Origin of the sequence: Martinezella dioscoreae, from assembly GCF_009176305.1 — a bacterium.
GTDB lineage: Bacteria > Pseudomonadota > Alphaproteobacteria > Rhizobiales > Rhizobiaceae > Rhizobium > Rhizobium dioscoreae.
On the sequence record NZ_BLAJ01000001.1, the window covers coordinates 45,676 to 63,614 of the forward strand.

Below are 17,939 nucleotides of genomic sequence, written 5' to 3' on the forward strand. Positions count from 1 at the left end.
CACAAGAACAGATTTGTACGTGCCGGAGTTCGTATCATGCCAGGGCGCGCAGCTCCCCATCTGCATTGTCCAATTTGGGGAAAGGCAGAGCCTGATCGAAGACCGGCCACAATTCGTTGAGTAGGATTTTCGTTGCGCCATCGAAGTGGTTTAGACCAAGCGGCACGGGGAAGTGCAGAATGAAATCAATACCTGCAAGGTCGCCACAGAAGGTGGTCTCGATCGGATTAAGATTATCGTACATCAGGACGATGCCGACGTTTCGCGGTTGGTAGTTCCGCGCAAGCTCGACGAGATCGATCTGCATGGGTGCGTAGGCGTCAATATAGTCCTTTGCGAGCACGATGGGATCCTGTCCAAGCCGCGCACCCTGCCAGCGGCTTTCCAGTGTCGTCCTTTCGATGCGGGCGAACAATTCAGGCCGAAAGCCGGTTTGGGGATTGATCGCGAAAGAGAGAATCGTGGCGTCGCTGCCGCTGTGCTTAAGCCGTTGATCCAGCAGTAACCCCATTCTGATCGCCGCGTATCCGCCGGCGCTGGAGCCAATCATTTTGATCGCCGCAATGTCATGTTCGACGATGTAACGCATAAGGATGCCGAGAATGCGGTCCTGATGCTCAAGATACCAGGAACCCTTCTCTTCCACGAACCAGATGGCATGCGCATCGTAGCGGATGATTTTTCGATAATTCTGGAATTTTGTTCCGAAGGGCCTGCCGGGCTGTTTGCGGGGGCGATTCTCCGCACCATAGGAATTGAAGTAGACGATCAGGTTATTGGAGCGATTTTGTCGGACAACCGAGAGCAATTCTCCCTTTTGCGGAGCCGTCGTCTCAAAAATCGCTCGAAGTTCTCCGCCAATCATGATCGAATTTCACCCTCGGCCACAACGAATCTGATTGGTGTATTATGGCGCAAACGCCAAGTTCAGGTAACGCGCAATCTTACGCTGCAGCTCAACGGATTAAGAGATTTCCGGAGGAAAACTGGTGCTGCTAGAGAGATTTGAACTCTCGGCCTCTCCCTTACCAAGGGAGTGCTCTACCCCTGAGCTATAGCAGCATTCCGTGGCGCTGATAGGTGCGCCGTATTGGGCGAGGCGGCTATTGCCATAGGTCGGGGCGGAGTGCAAGCCGCAAATTGCAAGTTCTGTGAAAGTTCGTTGGAAAAAATGTGTCGGTCTTTTGAAGGCCGGGGTTTTCGGCTATCAGAAATTCATGGCTGCGGATAAGACGAAAATCGATGAAGGGCAGGCTTTGCAGGGCGGTTCGACCCCCAGCGGGGTGAGCGGCGAGGCGGGCGCGCGGGCGGATGCCCAGCAGGTCACGGAGGCGGATCGGCGGCGCGAGCGTGCGGCGCAGAAGCTGCGCGAGAATCTGGCGCGGCGCAAGCAGCAGGTCCGGGCGCGGCGCGCCGGGCAGGCGGACGAGACGGATGGGCTGCCGGGCGCAAAGCCTGGGGATAGTGCCGATTCCGCCGCAAAAAGGGACGAATCGCAATGATTGATGTCGCCCATCATCAATCGAATTGATGCGTTAATCTATTTCGTCTAAAGAGCGCCTTTTACCAAGGTGCACGAAACCTGGCGCCCGCGATTTGAGGCGCCCGGGACTATCAGGAAAGGCGGGCCTCGCCCGTATTGCTTATATGGATCGTATCAGGATTGTCGGCGGCAATGAGCTCAACGGTATCATTCCGATCTCCGGCGCCAAGAATGCCGCCCTGCCGCTGATGATCGCCTCGCTGCTGACAAGCGATACACTGACGTTGGAAAACGTGCCGCATCTCGCCGATGTCGAGCTCCTGATGCGTATTCTCGGCAATCACGGCGTCGATGTCGCCGTCAACGGCCGGCGCGAGCGCCAGGAAGACGGCTATTCCCGCACGATCCATTTCACCTGCCGCACCATCGTCGATACGACCGCACCTTATGAGTTGGTCGCTAAGATGCGCGCGAGCTTCTGGGTCATCGGGCCGCTGCTCGCCCGCGAGGGCCAGGCGCGCGTGTCGCTGCCCGGCGGCTGCGCCATCGGCACGCGCCCGGTCGATCTCTTCATTGAGGGCTTGCAGGCGCTCGGTGCCACCATGGAAATCGATGGCGGCTATATCAATGCCACCGCGCCGAAGGGCGGCCTCATCGGCGCACGTTATGACTTCCCGAAGGTTTCCGTTGGTGCGACGCATGTGATGATGATGGCCGCCACGCTTGCACGCGGCACCACCGTCATCGGCAATGCGGCCCGCGAGCCCGAGATCGTCGATCTCGCCAATTGCCTGATCGCCATGGGCGCCAAGATCTCCGGCGCCGGCACCAGCACGATCACCATCGAGGGCGTCACCTCGCTCTCCGGCGCCCGCCACCGCGTGCTGCCCGACCGTATCGAGACCGGCACCTATGCCATGGCCGTTGCCATGGCCGGCGGCGACGTCACGCTTGAAAACACCGATGTCGCGCTGCTTGACACCGCGCTCGAAAGCCTGCGCCGGGCCGGCGCCACGGTTTCGCCGACCAATAACGGCATCCGCGTCATGCGCAATGGCGGCGGCATCCAGCCGGTCGACGTCGTCACCGATCCGTTCCCCGGCTTCCCGACGGACCTGCAGGCGCAGTTCATGGCGCTGATGACCCGCTCCTCGGGCGTCTCCAACATCACCGAGACCATCTTTGAAAACCGCTTCATGCATGTGCAGGAGCTCGCCCGCCTCGGCGCCAAGATCTCGCTTTCCGGTCAGACCGCCCGCGTCGAAGGCGTTCAGAAGCTGAAGGGCGCGCCCGTGATGGCGACCGATCTTCGCGCCTCCGTCTCGCTCGTCATCGCCGGCCTTGCCGCCGAAGGCGAGACGGTGGTGTCGCGCATCTATCACCTCGATCGCGGCTTCGAGCGGCTGGAAGACAAGCTGACGCGCTGCGGCGCCGTAGTCGAGCGCATCAGCGACTAAGGCTCATCGCTGCCCCCCACAATCGCATATGGTGGGATCATCTTCGGAAACTCCTTCTCCCCTCGGGGAGAAGGTGGCCCGAAGGGTCGGATGAGGGGGCTGACTGATTTGAATTCACGAGTTTTCGTACTCCTGGCAGGCACCCCCTCATCCGCCTGATGGCACCTTCTCCCGAGGGGAGAAGGGTGGCGGCAACGATTTCAGCTCATATGCGATTGTCCTGCCTCCCGGGCAGTCCTCCGGTTTTTGCATTCCGCTGTCGCAAAAGCGCGACAGCATTTTGGATGATCGGGCTTATTTCCATCCATCGGCGCGAAGAGAGCGGGCCAGCCCGCTTTCTTCGGTTGCGTCTTTTGCGCTCCCATCCTATGTCCAGAATGAGGGAACGCCGGCAATCGTGCTTGCCGGGGGTTCCAATGGCGCGATCAGGGATAAAGGACGAATGAGCGATCTCAAGCTAATGGCACTCGACACCGAGGACCTGGATGTCATCTCTGCCTATATGCAGGATAGCGTCTTCAAGGTCGGCGACATGTCCTATGCGCCGAAGCAAGAGCAGTTTTCGCTCGCGGCCAACCGTTTCGTCTGGGAACAATCGGACCAGCGCAGCAAGCCTTACGAACGCCATCGTTCCGCGCTGGTGTTCAAGCGCGTGCAGGCCGTGCGCTCCAGCGGCTTCGACCGGCGCAACCGCGACGAGGTTCTCTCGCTGCTCGCCATCCGCTTCGAGCAGAAGGGCGAGGGGCCGGACGGCACGATAGAGCTTGCCCTAGCCGCCAACGCCACGATTGCGCTCGATGTCGAATGCATCGAGGCCCAGCTTGCAGATATCGGCGGCGCATGGGAAACGGCCCACAAGCCCCGACATCCGGATGCGGGCGAATAGGCAGCGACGGTTGGATTTTTGCCGCCGCAGGCGGCCGCAGTGAAAGAGGAATATCAGTTTGGCTATCTGGCTGGATCAGGCGTCGGAAGGGTTCGAGCAGCAGTTCGCCGCGTTCCTGACGACCAAGCGGGAAGTGTCCGAGGATGTGAATGCCGTCGTGCGCGGCATCATCGACGATGTGCGGGCGCGCGGCGATGCCGCCCTTGCAGACTATTCTAAGAAGTTCGACGGCGTCGATTTCGCCGTAACGCCGATGCGCGTCAGCGAAGCGGAGATCGATGCGGCGATCGCGGCCGTTCCGGCAGAGGTTCTGGGCGCGCTGAAGGTCGCCGCCACCCGCATCGAATCGCATCACCGCCGGCAGCTGCCGAAGGACGATATCTATGAAGACGATCTCGGCGTCGGCCTCGGATCGCGCTGGACGGCGATCGAAGCGGTCGGCCTCTATGTGCCCGGCGGCACGGCGAGCTATCCGAGCTCGGTTCTGATGAATGCCGTGCCGGCCAAGGTCGCTGGCGTCGACCGTGTCGTCATCGCAGTGCCGGCGACCGGCGGCGCCGTCAATCCGGCCGTGCTTGCCGCGGCGCGCATGGCCGGCGTCAAGGAGATCTACCGCATCGGCGGTGCGCAGGCGATCGCGGCCCTTGCCTACGGCACAGGGACGATCAAGCCGGTCTATAAGATCACCGGCCCCGGCAATGCCTATGTGGCGGCAGCCAAGCGCCAGGTGTTCGGTACTGTTGGTATCGACATGATTGCCGGCCCCTCCGAAGTGCTCGTCATCGCTGACAAGAACAACGATCCGGACTGGATCGCCGCCGATCTGCTGGCGCAGGCTGAGCATGACGAAAGCGCCCAATCGATCCTCATTACCGACGATGCCGAATTCGGCAGAGCCGTGGAAGCGGCGGTAGAGCGGCAGCTGAAGCAGCTCAGCCGCTCGCAGACGGCAGCGACGAGCTGGCGGGATTTCGGCGCGGTTATCCTGGTCGCCGAAGTGAAGCAGGCCATTCCGCTTGCCAACCGCATCGCGGCCGAGCATCTGGAACTGGCGGTCGATGATCCCGAGCCGCTTTTGGCCGGTGTTCGCAATGCCGGCGCGATCTTTGTCGGCCGTCATACGCCCGAAGTGATCGGCGATTATGTCGGCGGCTCGAACCATGTGCTGCCGACGGCCCGCTCTGCACGCTTCTCCTCCGGGCTGTCGGTGCTCGATTTCGTCAAGCGCACCTCTATTCTCCGGCTGGGGTCGGAGCAGCTTCGCGCACTCGGGCCGGCGGCGATCGCGCTTGCCAATTCCGAGGGGCTGGATGCGCATGCGCGGTCGGTTGCGATCCGCCTCAATCTCGAGGGGTAAGGCATGGCGAAGGGCGTCTTCCGGCTGAGCGATGTGGTCCTGGACGACACGATCGGCCGCTCGACGCCTGATGTCGAGCACGAGCGCGCCGTCGCCATCTTCGACCTGATTGAGGAAAACAGCTTCGAGCCTGTGGGACATCAGGGCGGCCCCTATCTCCTGAACTTGTCGCTGGTCGACCAGAAGCTGGTCTTCGACATCCGCATGGAAGATGGCGGCGTTGTCGCAACTCATATCCTGTCGCTGACGCCGTTCCGCCGGATCGTGAAGGATTATTTCATGATCTGCGAGAGCTATTACGAGGCGATCCGCTCGGCCACGCCAAGCCGCATCGAGGCGATCGACATGGGCCGGCGCGGCATTCACAACGAAGGCTCGCAGACGCTGATGGACCGGTTGAACGGCAAGATCAGCGTGGATTTCGATACGGCGCGCCGGCTCTTCACGCTCGTTTGCGTGCTCTATTGGCGCGGGTGATTGCCATGGATGAGCCGCAGGCGATCGAGCAGAATGGCAGGTCGCCCGGGGGCAAATCCCCCGGCGCCATCCTCTTCATGTGCGGCCTCAATGCCATCCGTTCGCCCATGGCCGAGGCGATGGCGCGCAGCATGCTGCCGCAGGGCACGTATATCGCCTCGGCGGGGGTGCGAGCCGGCGAGCGCAATCCTTTCGTCGATGTGGTGCTTGCCGAGATCGGGCTTTCGCTTGGCCGCCGTCAGCCGCAGACCATGGAAGAGCTGGAGGATGATTTCTTCGATGTCATCATCACGCTGTCTCCCGAGGCGCATCATGCCGCGCTGGAACTGACGCGGGCGAACGCTGTCGACGTCATCTATTGGCCGACGATGGACCCGTCGGCGACGGATGGAACGCGTGAGCAGGTTCTGGATGCCTATCGCGCGGTGAGGGACTATCTTCTCGGCCTCATAGAGAGCAGGCTTGTGGAACATCGCGGCTCGCTTTAGAGCCGCAAATGAAACAAATGCAGAAACCCTTATCAACGTGGTTCACAAAACCGCGGCGATTGTGTAGTTTCCGCGCAAATTTCCGGCGCCCCAGCCTTTTAACAGGAGCGCTGGCCCCAACCGACAGGAAAAGAAGCTTTAATGCCGAAAGAAGAAGTCCTCGAATTTCCCGGTGTCGTCACCGAACTCCTACCGAACGCGACCTTTCGCGTGAAGCTGGAAAACGAGCACGAGATTATCGCCCACACCGCGGGCCGCATGCGCAAGAACCGCATCCGCGTTCTGGCCGGCGACAAGGTGCTGGTGGAAATGACCCCTTATGACCTGACCAAGGGCCGCATCACCTACCGTTTCAAGTAATCCGCCGTTCGCTGGAGCCGGATGCCGCCGACATTTTCGGCATCATGCTCCGGACCGGCTCTCATTCCCGCATGACAGGTCGAGATCTGATGGCGTTGAAACACAAGCTGATACTGGCCTCCGGATCGCCGCGTCGCGTCGAGCTCCTGCATCAGTCAGGCATCGAGCCCGCGCGTCTCATGCCCATGGATATCGATGAGACGCCGAAGAAATCGGAGCATCCGCGCTCGCTGGCGCGGCGGCTTTCGGCTGAGAAGGGTGATGCCGCCTTTGCGGCCATCAAGAGCGACGCCGCCTGGCAGGGGAGCTACATTCTTTCCGCCGATACGGTCGTCGCCGTCGGGCGGCGCATCCTGCCGAAGGCGGAATTCGTCGATGAGGCGGCTGCGGCGCTGCATCTGCTCTCCGGGCGCGGCCATGTCGTCTATACCGGCATCTGCCTGATCACTCCCGACCGCAAGGCCCGCCAGAAGGTGGTGGAAACCAAGGTGCGTTTCAAGCGGCTTTCCAGCCGGGATATCGACATGTATCTCGCCTCCGGCCAGTGGCGGGGCAAGGCGGGGGCCTATGGCATTCAGGGGCTTGCCGGCTCCTTCGTGCAAAAGCTTGTCGGTTCCTACACCAATGTCGTCGGATTGCCGCTTTATGAAACCATGCTGCTGCTGGCAGGCGAGGGCTTCGATGTCCATGCCGGATGGCAGGAAGGATAGTCGTCATGACGAAGGCTGAAGAGATCAAGGTCGGTTCGAAAGTCGAGCCGCTGCGAAAGACGCGTCCCTGTCCGGAATGCGGCCGTCCTTCGCTGCGTGAACATTATCCCTTCTGCTCGGATCGCTGCCGCTCCGTCGATCTCTCGCGGTGGCTCAACGGCTCCTATGCCATCCCCGTCACCGAGGACGAGACGAAGGCCGACGGCTCCGACCAGGACTGAGTGCGTTTTCCAAAGGGGCAGGATCTCACGAACCCTTTCATTTTGTTCGCGAATTGGCAAAATTCGATTTCCTGTCAAAAAAGAGTCATTTGCGGCTGGACATGGCCGAACAAGATGCTATAACCCCGCTCGCTTCCGGGGCGAACCAACCGCCCAGCGCCTGCCAAGGCTCTTCCTTCAACGGGAAGCTCGGATGCCCAGATAGCTCAGTTGGTAGAGCAGCGGATTGAAAATCCGCGTGTCGCTGGTTCGATTCCGGCTCTGGGCACCATCTTTTCTCCCCAATCATGCGGACAATGAAGCTTGACGCTGGCTTCGATCAATTCTTCGCCGAGATCGTGTATTTGCAAAAATATGCGGCAATAGGCCGGTTGAGGTTGCATAACCACTGAGTGCGTTGTATTGCCACAACAATCTTCTGGTTGTGTTTCATTAATTCGGTGCATGACCCCATCAAGATATTGATGACATTTGGAATCAAGCGTACGAATTATTGACAGATCACCTATTGATTCGTAGCGAGTCATACCGCACTTTAGATACAGCGGGATAAAGTGATCTCGTAAAAGCCGGCGTTAATTGCAATAGCAAGCTACCGAGGCGCCATGTTAAACAACGATGTTCTGTTCAACACGTTCGCCCGTACTTTTGAAGCACGGCGCGAAGTCGAGATGTCATTCTCAGAATACCTGGAAGCGTGCCGGGATGATCCGCTCATGTATGCAAATGCGGCTGAGCGGCTGCTGGCAGCCATGGGCGAACCACTGCTGATCGATACGGCCAAGGATACAAGGCTTGGGCGTATTTTCATGAACCGGACCATCCGGACTTATCCGGCTTTTTCGGGCTTTTTCGGCATGGAAGAGACGATCGAACGCATCGTCGCCTTCTTCCGCCATGCGGCCCAGGGGTTGGAGGAGCGCAAGCAGATCCTCTATCTGCTCGGGCCTGTCGGCGGCGGCAAGTCATCCCTCGCCGAGCGGCTGAAATCATTGATGGAAGTTCATCCCATCTATGTGCTCAAGGCCGGAAACGAGCTTAGCCCGGTCTTCGAAAGCCCGCTCAGCCTGTTCGATCCCGTCACCATGGGGCCGATGATCGAGGAGCGCTATGGCATTCCGCGCCGGCGCCTGACCGGGCTGATGAGTCCCTGGTGCCTCAAGCGGCTGGAAGAGTTCGAAGGCGATATTTCCCGCTTCCGTGTCGTCAGGATGCAGCCCTCAAGGCTGCGGCAAATTGCCGTCGCCAAGACGGAACCGGGCGACGAGAACAACCAGGACATTTCCTCGCTGGTCGGCAAGGTGGATATCCGCAAGCTCGAAAGCCTCGCGCAGAACGATCCGGATGCCTACAGCTACTCCGGTGCATTGAACCGTGCCAACCAGGGCATTCTCGAATTCGTTGAAATGTTCAAGGCACCGATCAAGATGCTGCATCCGCTGCTGACGGCGACGCAGGAAGGCAATTACATCGGTACGGAAAATATCGGTGCGATACCCTTCTCCGGCATCATCCTGGCGCACTCAAACGAATCGGAATGGCAGACATTCAAGGCCAACAAGAACAATGAGGCATTTATCGACCGCATCTGCGTGGTGAAAGTGCCTTATTGCCTGCGGGTCACCGAGGAGCAGAAGATCTATGAGAAGCTGATCGAGGAATCCGAGCTCAGCGACGCGCCCTGCGCGCCGTCGACATTGGAGACGCTCGCCCGCTTCACGGTTCTGACGCGGCTTTCCAAGCACGAGAATTCGACCGCCTTCTCCAAACTTCGGGTCTATGACGGCGAGAGCCTGAAGGAGACCGATCCGAGAGCGCGCAGCGTGCAGGAATATCGTGACTCGGCCGGTGTCGACGAAGGCATGGATGGAGCCTCCACCCGTTTTGCCTTCAAAGTGCTGGCGGCGACCTTCAACTACGATACGACAGAAGTCGGTGCCGATCCGGTGCATCTGATGTACATGCTGGAGCAGGCAATCCGCCGCGAACAGCTGCCGCTTGAAACCGAAAAGCTCTATATCGAGTTTATCAAGAGCGAACTGGCGCCGCGCTATGCGGAGTTCATCGGCAACGAGATCCAGAAGGCCTATCTGGAATCCTATGCAGATTACGGACAGAACCTCTTCGATCGCTATGTCGACTATGCCGACGCCTGGATCGAGGATGTCGATTTCAAGGATCCGGATACCGGGCAGCTTCTCGACCGCGAGCTTTTGAACCAGGAGCTCACCAAGATCGAAAAGCCGGCAGGTATTGCCAATCCGAAGGACTTCCGCAATGAGGTGGTCAAGTTCTGCCTGCGGGCACGGGCGAGCCACGGCGGCAAGAACCCGTCCTGGACCAGCTATGAGAAGATCCGTGAAGTCATCGAAAAGCGGATGTTCTCTCAAGTCGAGGACCTTCTGCCCGTCATCTCGTTCGGCTCCAAGAAGGATGGCGAGACGGAGAAGAAACATGGCGAATTCGTCGAGCGGATGGTCGCGCGGGGTTACACCGAACGGCAGGTCCGGCGGCTTGTGGAATGGTACATGCGTGTGAAACAGGCGGGATGAGCCACCAAGGAAGAAGGAATGCACATTGTTGACAGACGCCTGAACCCAGGCGGAAAAAGTCTGGAAAATCGTCAACGGTTTTTGCGAAGAGCAAAAGCGCTGGTGCAGAGAGCGGTCTATGAATCCTCTCAAAATCGCGACATTCAGGATATTCTGAAGGGTGGCGAAATCAGCATTCCCCTGGATGGAACCGAGGAACCTCGGTTCCATCGCGGCCCGGAGGGCCTGAAGGAACATATTCTTCCCGGTAACAAGGACTTCATCGAAGGCGATATGCTTCCCCGCCCCGAGGGCGGTAGCGGCAAGTCGCGGGCCGGCGGCGATGGAACCGGCGAGGATGCCTTCCGCTTCATCTTGACGCGGGACGAATTCCTCGATCTCTTCCTCGACGATCTCGAATTGCCCGATCTAGCCAAGCGCCGCCTGATGTCGGCGGACCAGATCAATCCGGTGCGCTCGGGCTATTCGGTTACGGGATCACCTGCCAATCTTGCCATCAACCGCACGATGCGGCTTGCCATGATGCGCCGTGTCGCGCTGCATCGCCCGAAGCCGGAAACGGTCGAAAAGCTCATCGAGGAGGCCGAGGAGTGCACGGACGAGAAGCGCCGCGCACAGCTCGAAGACGAGATCAAAAGACTGGAATCGAAGGTCCGGCGCATTCCCTATATCGACCCGATCGATATCCGCTATCGCCGTTTCGAGAACGAGCCGAAGCCGGTGGCGCAAGCCGTCATGTTCTGCCTGATGGACGTCTCCGGCTCGATGACGGAGCACATGAAGGATCTCGCCAAGCGCTTCTATATGCTGCTCTACATTTTCCTGACCCGGCAGTATCGCCGCGTCGAGATCGTCTTCATCCGCCATACCGACGTAGCGGAAGAGGTGGACGAGGAGACCTTCTTCCGCAGCCCGGCAACCGGCGGCACCCAGGTTTCGAGCGCGCTCGAGGCCATGCGGCGAATCGTGCGGGACCGCTTCCCGGCATCCGACTGGAACATCTACGCCGCGCAAGCATCGGATGGCGATAACGCCTATTCCGACAATGCGACGACGGCAGCGCTGATGACGAGCGAGATCCTGCCCGTCTGCCAATATTTTGCCTATCTCGAAGTGGGGGAATCACGCAGCGTCGCGATCTCGTCCGGCTCGGCGATCTGGTCGCTCTACGAGCGGATGCAGGCGGGATGGCCGGTGCTTTCCATGCGGCGTGTCAGCGATCGCAGCCAGATCTATCCGGTCTTCCACGATCTCTTCCAGCGCCGGACGGCGGAAACAAGGAGCGGATAATGGCAAAAAAGGCATCGATGGAGCGGCTTTTCGAAGGCGCGGACTGGGATTTCGCCACCATCCAGCGAATTCACGATGCCTGCGAGAAGATCGCCATCGACGAGCTCGGGCTCGATGTTTACCCCAATCAGATCGAGATCATCACCGCCGAGCAGATGCTCGACGTCTATTCCTCGATCGGCATGCCGCTCTTTTACAAGCACTGGTCCTTCGGCAAGCATTTCGCCCATCACGAGGCCTTCTACCGCAAGGGCCTGCGCGGCCTTGCCTATGAGATCGTCATCAACAGCTCGCCCTGCATCTCCTATCTGATGGAGGAGAATAGCGCGACGATGCAGGCTCTCGTCATCGCCCATGCCGCCTTCGGCCATAATCATTTCTTCAAGAACAATTATCTCTTCAAGCTCTGGACCGATGCCGAAGGCATTCTCGATTATCTCAACTTCGCCAAGAGCTATGTGGCGCGCTGTGAGGAGCGCTATGGCCACGCCGCCGTCGAGCGCACGCTGGATGCCGCCCATGCGCTGATGTCGCATGGCGTGCATCGCTATGCCGGCAAGAAGACGCCGGACCTGCGCGACGAGGAGAAGCGCGAGCGCGAGCGGCGCGAGTATGACGAGAAGATCTTCAACGATCTCTGGCGCACGGTTCCGGCCGGGTCGGGCAAGAAGACACAGGACCTCGATCTGGAGCGGCGACGTTCGCTGGCGGGCCTGCCGCAGGAGAATATCCTCTATTTCCTGGAAAAGATGGCGCCGCGTCTGAAGCCCTGGCAGCGCGAGATCATCCGCATCGTGCGGCATGTCGCCCAATATTTCTATCCGCAGAGTCAGACCAAGGTGATGAACGAGGGCACGGCAACCTACGTGCACTATCGCATCATGACCCGGCTGCATGAGCTCGGCGGCATCGGCGACGGCGATTTTCTGGAATTCCTGAAATCGCATACCAATGTGGTTTTCCAACCGACCTTCAACGATCCCCGCTATTCCGGCCTCAACCCCTACGCGATCGGTTTTGCCATGATGCAGGATATCGAGCGCATCGTGACGAAGCCGGAGGAAGAGGATCGACAATGGTTTCCGGAAATCGCCGGCACCGGCGATGCAATGGCGGTGCTGCGCGATCTCTGGGCCAATTATCGCGACGAGAGTTTTGTCGCGCAGTTCTTGAGCCCGCATCTGATGCGCAAGATGCGCATGTTCCAGCTGACGGATGATCCGGAGGAGGAAGAGGGGCTGAGGGTTGCCGCCATTCATGATGAGCGTGGCTACCGGCGCATCCGCCGTGAATTGTCACGGCAATATGATGTCGGCTGGATCGATCCGCATATCGAGATCGTCGATGTCGATCTTGCCGGCGACAGGCGGCTGCTGGTCAAGCATACGGTGCTGAACGGCGCGATGCTCGACGATATGGATGCCAAGCGCGTATTGCAGCATCTGGCCGATCTGTGGAGCTACGACGTGCTGATGCAGGAAGTCGACCGCTCCGGCGCGGTACTTCGCGATCATCTCGTTCATCCGCGCGCCTCGGCGCTTGCGGCATAAGCCTTACGGCTGCTTTTTCGATTGCCGCTGATGGCCGCTCACTTGCGCGCCGTCTTCCGGCCGCAGCTTGAGAAAGCCGGGTATGCCGAGCAGCGGGATCACGGCCATCAGCAAAAATGCAATGTGGAATTTCTCCGGCGTCAGCGGCGATCCATCCAAAGTCACCAGACCCAGCAGCATGGCGGCGACGGAGACGCCGAAGCTGACGCTCAATTGCTGCAGCACACCGCCGAGACTGGTCGCGCGGCTGAGTTGAGCCGCCGGAGTATCGGAATAGGATAGCGTATTGGACGTCATGAACTGTCCGGCCCGCGCCAGCCCGAAGATGAAGACATAGACGATGATGAACCAGTGCGGCGTATCGGGTGTGATCAATGCGAAGCCGGCGACGACGGCGGCACCGAATACGGCGCTCCACGTCAACATGCGATCGAAGCCATAGAGCTTTAGCAGTTTTGCCGAGACCGGCCGCACGGCAAGGGCGCTCAGGGCGCTGACGAAGGTCAATGTACCCGAGACGATCGGACTCAAGCCGAAGCCGACCTGCAGCATCAGCGGCAGCAGAAAGGGCACGCCATTCAGCCCGACACGACAGATGCCGCCGGCAAGGGTGCCGATGCGGAAGGTGCGCAGCTTGAAGAGGGTGAGATCCACGGCCGGAGATTCCACTGTTCTGGCATAGCGGATGAAGCCGACCAGCAGCAGGCCGGCGGCGGCAAGCGCTAGGAGGATGGCCCAGACCGGAATTGCAGGTCGGCCGATATTCTCGATGCCATATTGCAGCAGCACACAGCCGAGACCGACCATGACGAAACCGGGAAAGTCGAATTTGATGGTCTCGTCGCGTTCGGTATCCTCGACATAGCGCAGCGCCATGGCCATGCCGATCAGGCCGAAGGGCAGGTTCACCCAGAAGATCCAGCGCCAGGACAGATAGGTTGTCAGGAAGCCGCCGAGCACCGGCCCGATGACGGGCCCGATGACGGCGGGCAGGGTCATGTAGGTCATGGCAGTCACGAGCTGGCTGCGGGGGAAACTGCGGATGAGGATGAGGCGCCCGACCGGCGTCATCATTGCGCCGCCAAAGCCCTGCAGTGCGCGCGTGGCGATAAGCATCGGCAGGCTGGTCGCCAGGCCGCAGAGGATCGAGCCGATGGTGAAGATGAAGAGGGAAAGCGTGAAGATGCGCCGGGCGCCGAAGCGATCGGCAAACCAGCCACTCACCGGAATGAACATGGCAAGCGTCAGAATATAGGTCGTGACCGCCAGATTCATGCGCAGCGGCGTCGTATCGAGGCTCTTGGCGATATCGGGAACGGCGGTGACGAGGATGGTCGAATCCAGCTGTTCCATCAGGAAGGCGACGGCGACCACCGCGGGGATGATGTAGCGCAGGCGGGGATTGCGTTCGACCGCAAAAGTCTGGCCCTGCGGATTGGGATCTATCGAATCCATGAAATGAAATGGCTTTCCAACGTCCGGCTGGGGACCGGCGCGTTTGACGATTTGCATGAATCCCTTCGGAAACCGCCTCGTGTGCTCTCGGGAAACATGGTGCTGGCGGCCGGTGATCCGCCGACCTTCGGAATCGTTGCCTATATGAGCACTACCGATGGCGCAGTGCAACAAAAACCGACGCGCATGAATATTTGACACCGTTTGTAAAATCGGGCGTCCATCCTGGATACGCCCTGCTGCACTGTGCCAACGGCAGTTGTGATCGGACGCTTCGCGGTATGGACCGCGGATTCATTTCTTGCAGTCCCACCTTCGCGACTCAAACATTGTCATCGACCCTCGGTGAAGGCGACGCTTGCAAATCAAAATCCAAACTTCGGACAGCCATGTACCAGAAAGCATAGCCTGCGATACCGCCGCTTATGGTGAGCATAATGACATCAAACCTATTGGAGCTGCTTTGAAAGCCCCATGAATGAGCTATCCAGTATCCAGCAATAGCTCCAGCTATCGGATAATAATAGGAGGGTCGCCCGAGCAATTCGCCGACGCCGATCGCCACTAGAGCGGCCTTCCACGTGATCAGGAGAGCCATCGGTACCACAGCGAAGCTAATGATGACCAATGCCAGCGGCACAGATATTCCCTCAGCGATTGAGTTAAAATTAGAGGCGAATGAAATCAAAGAATACGAAACGATAGCGAAATATTCAGCAACCAGCAGAGCGAAGATATTCATGAAAATCATCTTCTTGATGTTTGATTTGGTTGCTTTTGGCTCCATCTCTATCTCCGTTTCATCCCATGATGGCGAGTAGCCCGCTGAGCGCTTGCTTATTGGTTGTATTCGTAACATACACCATGAAAGAGCGGCAAATACGTGCATGCCCCGAGATCTAATTGGTCGAGGAGGGCGAGGGGAGGGTCCAGCGCGCCTTGTCGAAGACGATCGCGGTTCGGAGCTGTTCCGGCGACGTTCTGCGCAATTCCAGCTGCAGATTGAAATTGTTGTCGCTCTGGAATTCCTTGAAAAAGGCAAGCTTGGCGCCGAAGGCTTGCAGCGTCACATCCTGCAACTTGCCGACTGCCTCGAGTGCCGCCTGAAAGTCCAGCCAATGTGTCTCGTTCAGCAATAGGACGACAGTATCGACAAAGGTGCCGGCAACGGCCTTTCCGTCGTCATTGTCAGGCATGATGACCTTGATGCGGATGGTATCGATTTCGCCTGATGGCTTGCCCCTGGCGATGATGAAGAAGGAAGCTGCCTTGGGATCGCCATAGGCGCCCTTCTGGACGGCATAGCTGCACTCCGAAGTGCTGGTGCCCAGTTCGCTTTGCCGCCATTCGCCTACGGACAGGCCGAACTTCTGGAGATCGGCGCAAAGTGCCTGGCCCGATATCCGCCAGCTGCGCACGAAGGCACTCAGCAGCGCGTCGACAGGCTCATCCAGCAGATGGGATCTTTTCTTGACGGATGGCTTGGCGGTGACCGTCGCTGGCTTGACACGGACGCTTGTGGCCGCCGGGCCTGACGTCTTCGGCGCTGCCGCCGCAGGCGTAGCCGCATGGGCCGGCTGCTGTTCTTGCGCAGGCGCGGCGGGCGCTGCTGCATGTTGTTCCGGTTTCGGAAACAGATTGAGATGATAGCGGCTATCCAGCGCTCTTAGATTGCGCATATCGTTAGCAAGGAGCGCGGTTGCCAGGATGATCGAACCGATGACAACAGCTGCAATCCAAAAGACAGCCCTGCTTTTCTTGCGAGGTGGCGCCACCGACATGGTTCAGATCACAGCTACTCCCGAGGAAACTTACCTTGCTGCAATAACTGTATGTTGCGCAGCCATGTTCATGGCTACAGCATATGCGTTTATGAACGATTGATCATTCTAATGTTTCTTTGTCAATTCATGATGTTGCTTAAAGCAGATCGCGACCTTCGGCATGCGGTTCCCGCGTTCCCTGCGTCCGGCTTTTTGCATGTTCTTGGAGCAGTCCGCTCTAGGCGAAATACGCCTTAAGTGCCCTGACGGTAGCGGCATCCGTGCGGCGAGCCGATGGCGGAGAGAAGCCGAGGGCGATGAGACGCTCATCCGTCTCCGAGGTGGTTGCGGAGCAGGAGGCGTGGATCTCGCTGATCTGCAGGCGCGGCCATAGCTGGCCGACCGTTGCAAGCGTCACGCCGGAGCCGGGCATGATGGAGATGCGGCCGGCGGCTGCTGCAATCGCCTGTTCAAGCATGGCAACGCCTTCGGCCGCAGTCCTTGCGCCGCCGGAGGTCAGGATGCGTTCGAAGCCGAGGGAGATAGCGACATGGACGGCTTCCTCGACGTCGGGCACCAGATCGAAGGCGCGGTGCAGCGTCTTGCCGAGACCTTCCGCTTGGGCGGTGAGGATGGTGAGTGCGTCAAGATCCAGTCGGCCATCCGGCAGGGAAGCGCCGAGCACGACTCCCGGCAAGCCGGCAGCTCGTGCGGCATCGATGTCGCGCTTCATGACATCAAGTTCATCCGCCGAATAGACGAAGCTGCCGGCGCGCGGACGGATAATGGCGTATGCAGGGATAGATATCTTCGCTGCAGTGGCCATCAGCCCGGCACTCGGCGTCAGCCCGCCGAGAGGAAGCGCGCTGCAAAGCTCGATACGGTCGCCGCCGCCCTCGACAGCGGCCTTGAGACCGGGAATATCCTCGACACAGACCTCAAGCAGCATGGATGCGCTCTCCGGCATATTGCAGGCCCAGCAGGGCGGCGCCGATGAGGCCCGGTTCCAGCTTGCACTCGCTCGGCACGACGAGCGGCCGGCCGAACTTACGCAGGGTCCGGGCGCGCACCGCCTCGTCCAAACGAGCCAGGAGCGGTTCGACGTTGGAAAGGCCACCGCCGACCGGCACGATGGTCGCGCCAGTTATGTTGACGGTGAGGGCAAGCGGCGAGGCGACCAGATCCACCATGACGTCAATCGTGCGTTCGGCACGGTCTTCGCCCCTGAGCCACTGGCCGATGATCTCCTCGCTGGAAAGTTCCAAGCCGTGAAGCGTCTTGTGCAGGCGTTCGATGCCGCGTGCGCCGCCGACGGTGTCGACGCAGCCCTTCTGGCCACAGCCGCAGGCATAGGCGGGAATAGCGACTGGTGGATTGCCGGCGGAGGAGGCGATGATGGGGCCATGGCCCCATTCCCCGGCAAAGCCGCCGGCAGCATTGACCAGCCGGCCATCCGCGACAAGGCCGCCGCCGACGCCGGTGCCGAGAATGGCGCCGAAGACGATGCGATGGCCACGGCCCGCTCCGGACATGGCCTCCGCCATGGCGAAGCAATCGGCATCATTGGCGATCAGCACGGGATAGCCGAGTTCCGCCTCCAGATCGGCGGCAAGATGCCGGCCGTGAATGCAGAGAATATTGGCGCAGGTGAGTGTCTGCGTATCGGGATCGACGACGCCGGCGATGGAGAAGGAGAGGCAATCCGGCCTCTCGCCGGCTTCGGCAATCACCTCACGCAAGGCATTGACGAATTCGGCGAAATCGTGCCTGGGCGTCGGGCGCCGCGCCAGCGGTACGATGTCCGTCATGGAGCGGGCAATGCCGCCTTTGATGGCGCTGCCGCCAATGTCGAAGGAAACGATCATGGATACCGACCCGCTGGAAACATGG

The 17,939-nt window shown here is 59.8% G+C and carries 20 protein-coding genes and 2 tRNA genes; 15 read left to right on the forward strand and 7 right to left on the reverse strand.

The window, feature by feature from the left end; genetic code table 11:
• Positions 1–34 precede the first annotated feature (34 nt).
• Entirely contained in the window at positions 35–589 is a 555-nt protein-coding gene (locus GDN47_RS00225) for a hypothetical protein (protein WP_145636608.1), read from the reverse strand.
• Between GDN47_RS00225 and GDN47_RS00230 the strand changes: the two genes are divergently transcribed.
• Positions 569–1,009 (forward strand): hypothetical protein, encoded by a 441-nt coding sequence (locus tag GDN47_RS00230; protein ID WP_145636610.1) that lies wholly within the window; start codon positions 569–571, stop codon positions 1,007–1,009. The two genes, GDN47_RS00225 and GDN47_RS00230, sit on opposite strands and share 21 nt — an antisense overlap.
• On the opposite strand, the gene GDN47_RS00235 is transcribed toward GDN47_RS00230, so the two are convergent.
• Positions 988–1,062, reverse strand: a tRNA-Thr gene (locus GDN47_RS00235). The genes GDN47_RS00230 and GDN47_RS00235 overlap by 22 nt on opposite strands.
• Before the next feature lie 221 nt (positions 1,063–1,283).
• Here GDN47_RS00235 and GDN47_RS00240 point away from each other — a divergent pair.
• The 13 genes from GDN47_RS00240 to GDN47_RS00300 all read left to right on the forward strand — a co-directional run bounded on the left by GDN47_RS00240 (position 1,284) and on the right by GDN47_RS00300 (position 12,831).
• Entirely contained in the window at positions 1,284–1,502 is a 219-nt protein-coding gene (locus tag GDN47_RS00240) for a hypothetical protein (protein WP_113354620.1), read from the forward strand.
• A gap of 145 nt (positions 1,503–1,647) precedes the next feature.
• Positions 1,648–2,940 (forward strand): UDP-N-acetylglucosamine 1-carboxyvinyltransferase, encoded by a 1,293-nt coding sequence (gene murA / locus GDN47_RS00245; RefSeq protein WP_113354483.1) that lies wholly within the window; start codon positions 1,648–1,650, stop codon positions 2,938–2,940.
• Positions 2,941–3,382: 442 nt separating this feature from the next.
• Complete coding sequence (locus GDN47_RS00250; protein ID WP_113332527.1) at positions 3,383–3,826, forward strand: DUF2948 family protein; 444 nt, start codon at positions 3,383–3,385, stop codon at positions 3,824–3,826.
• A gap of 58 nt (positions 3,827–3,884) precedes the next feature.
• On the forward strand, positions 3,885–5,183 hold the full coding sequence (gene hisD / locus GDN47_RS00255; RefSeq protein WP_113354484.1) for a histidinol dehydrogenase: 1,299 nt from the start codon (positions 3,885–3,887) through the stop codon (positions 5,181–5,183).
• Between the two features lie 3 nt (positions 5,184–5,186).
• Complete coding sequence (locus GDN47_RS00260; protein WP_069615945.1) at positions 5,187–5,660, forward strand: UPF0262 family protein; 474 nt, start codon at positions 5,187–5,189, stop codon at positions 5,658–5,660.
• 5 nt (positions 5,661–5,665) lie between these two features.
• Positions 5,666–6,148 (forward strand): arsenate-mycothiol transferase ArsC, encoded by a 483-nt coding sequence (locus GDN47_RS00265; protein WP_113354485.1) that lies wholly within the window; start codon positions 5,666–5,668, stop codon positions 6,146–6,148.
• Between the two features lie 141 nt (positions 6,149–6,289).
• Complete coding sequence (infA, locus tag GDN47_RS00270) at positions 6,290–6,508, forward strand: translation initiation factor IF-1 (RefSeq protein WP_004117876.1); 219 nt, start codon at positions 6,290–6,292, stop codon at positions 6,506–6,508.
• Between the two features lie 89 nt (positions 6,509–6,597).
• The gene (locus tag GDN47_RS00275; protein ID WP_095435914.1) at positions 6,598–7,218 is read left to right on the forward strand and encodes a Maf-like protein; all 621 of its coding nucleotides are present in this window, start codon (positions 6,598–6,600) and stop codon (positions 7,216–7,218) included.
• Between the two features lie 5 nt (positions 7,219–7,223).
• Complete coding sequence (yacG, locus tag GDN47_RS00280) at positions 7,224–7,439, forward strand: DNA gyrase inhibitor YacG (RefSeq protein ID WP_075851761.1); 216 nt, start codon at positions 7,224–7,226, stop codon at positions 7,437–7,439.
• Positions 7,440–7,634: 195 nt separating this feature from the next.
• Positions 7,635–7,710 (forward strand) — tRNA-Phe (locus tag GDN47_RS00285).
• A 334-nt stretch (positions 7,711–8,044) separates the two neighbouring features.
• Positions 8,045–9,991 (forward strand): PrkA family serine protein kinase, encoded by a 1,947-nt coding sequence (locus GDN47_RS00290; RefSeq protein WP_069615949.1) that lies wholly within the window; start codon positions 8,045–8,047, stop codon positions 9,989–9,991.
• Positions 9,992–10,009: 18 nt separating this feature from the next.
• Positions 10,010–11,281 carry a YeaH/YhbH family protein gene (locus GDN47_RS00295; RefSeq protein ID WP_069615950.1) on the forward strand — a complete coding sequence of 424 codons (1,272 nt, stop codon included), beginning with the start codon at positions 10,010–10,012 and terminating at the stop codon, positions 11,279–11,281.
• Positions 11,281–12,831 (forward strand): SpoVR family protein, encoded by a 1,551-nt coding sequence (locus GDN47_RS00300; RefSeq protein WP_113354486.1) that lies wholly within the window; start codon positions 11,281–11,283, stop codon positions 12,829–12,831. The genes GDN47_RS00295 and GDN47_RS00300 overlap by 1 nt, the downstream gene beginning before the upstream one ends.
• A 3-nt stretch (positions 12,832–12,834) precedes the next feature.
• On the opposite strand, the gene GDN47_RS00305 is transcribed toward GDN47_RS00300, so the two are convergent.
• On the reverse strand, positions 12,835–14,286 hold the full coding sequence (locus GDN47_RS00305; RefSeq protein ID WP_113354487.1) for a DHA2 family efflux MFS transporter permease subunit: 1,452 nt from the start codon (positions 14,284–14,286) through the stop codon (positions 12,835–12,837).
• 3 nt (positions 14,287–14,289) lie between these two features.
• Between GDN47_RS00305 and GDN47_RS00310 the strand changes: the two genes are divergently transcribed.
• On the forward strand, positions 14,290–14,484 hold the full coding sequence (locus GDN47_RS00310) for a hypothetical protein (RefSeq protein WP_113354488.1): 195 nt from the start codon (positions 14,290–14,292) through the stop codon (positions 14,482–14,484).
• 124 nt (positions 14,485–14,608) lie between these two features.
• On the opposite strand, the gene GDN47_RS00315 is transcribed toward GDN47_RS00310, so the two are convergent.
• From GDN47_RS00315 to GDN47_RS00330, 4 genes are all read right to left on the reverse strand, one after another.
• Positions 14,609–15,073, reverse strand: a complete 465-nt coding sequence (locus GDN47_RS00315) for a hypothetical protein (RefSeq protein WP_152092495.1) — start codon at positions 15,071–15,073, stop codon at positions 14,609–14,611.
• Between the two features lie 112 nt (positions 15,074–15,185).
• Positions 15,186–16,067 (reverse strand): DUF6030 family protein, encoded by an 882-nt coding sequence (locus GDN47_RS00320; RefSeq protein ID WP_113354490.1) that lies wholly within the window; start codon positions 16,065–16,067, stop codon positions 15,186–15,188.
• A 220-nt stretch (positions 16,068–16,287) separates the two neighbouring features.
• A complete protein-coding gene (locus tag GDN47_RS00325) occupies positions 16,288–16,998 on the reverse strand; it encodes a copper homeostasis protein CutC (protein WP_145636618.1) in 711 nt (236 codons plus the stop codon).
• Positions 16,988–17,914, reverse strand: coding sequence for an ROK family protein (locus tag GDN47_RS00330; RefSeq protein ID WP_113354492.1), 927 nt, complete (start codon positions 17,912–17,914; stop codon positions 16,988–16,990). Before GDN47_RS00330 ends, GDN47_RS00325 begins: the two co-directional genes overlap by 11 nt.
• Between the last annotated feature and the right edge of the window lie 25 nt (positions 17,915–17,939).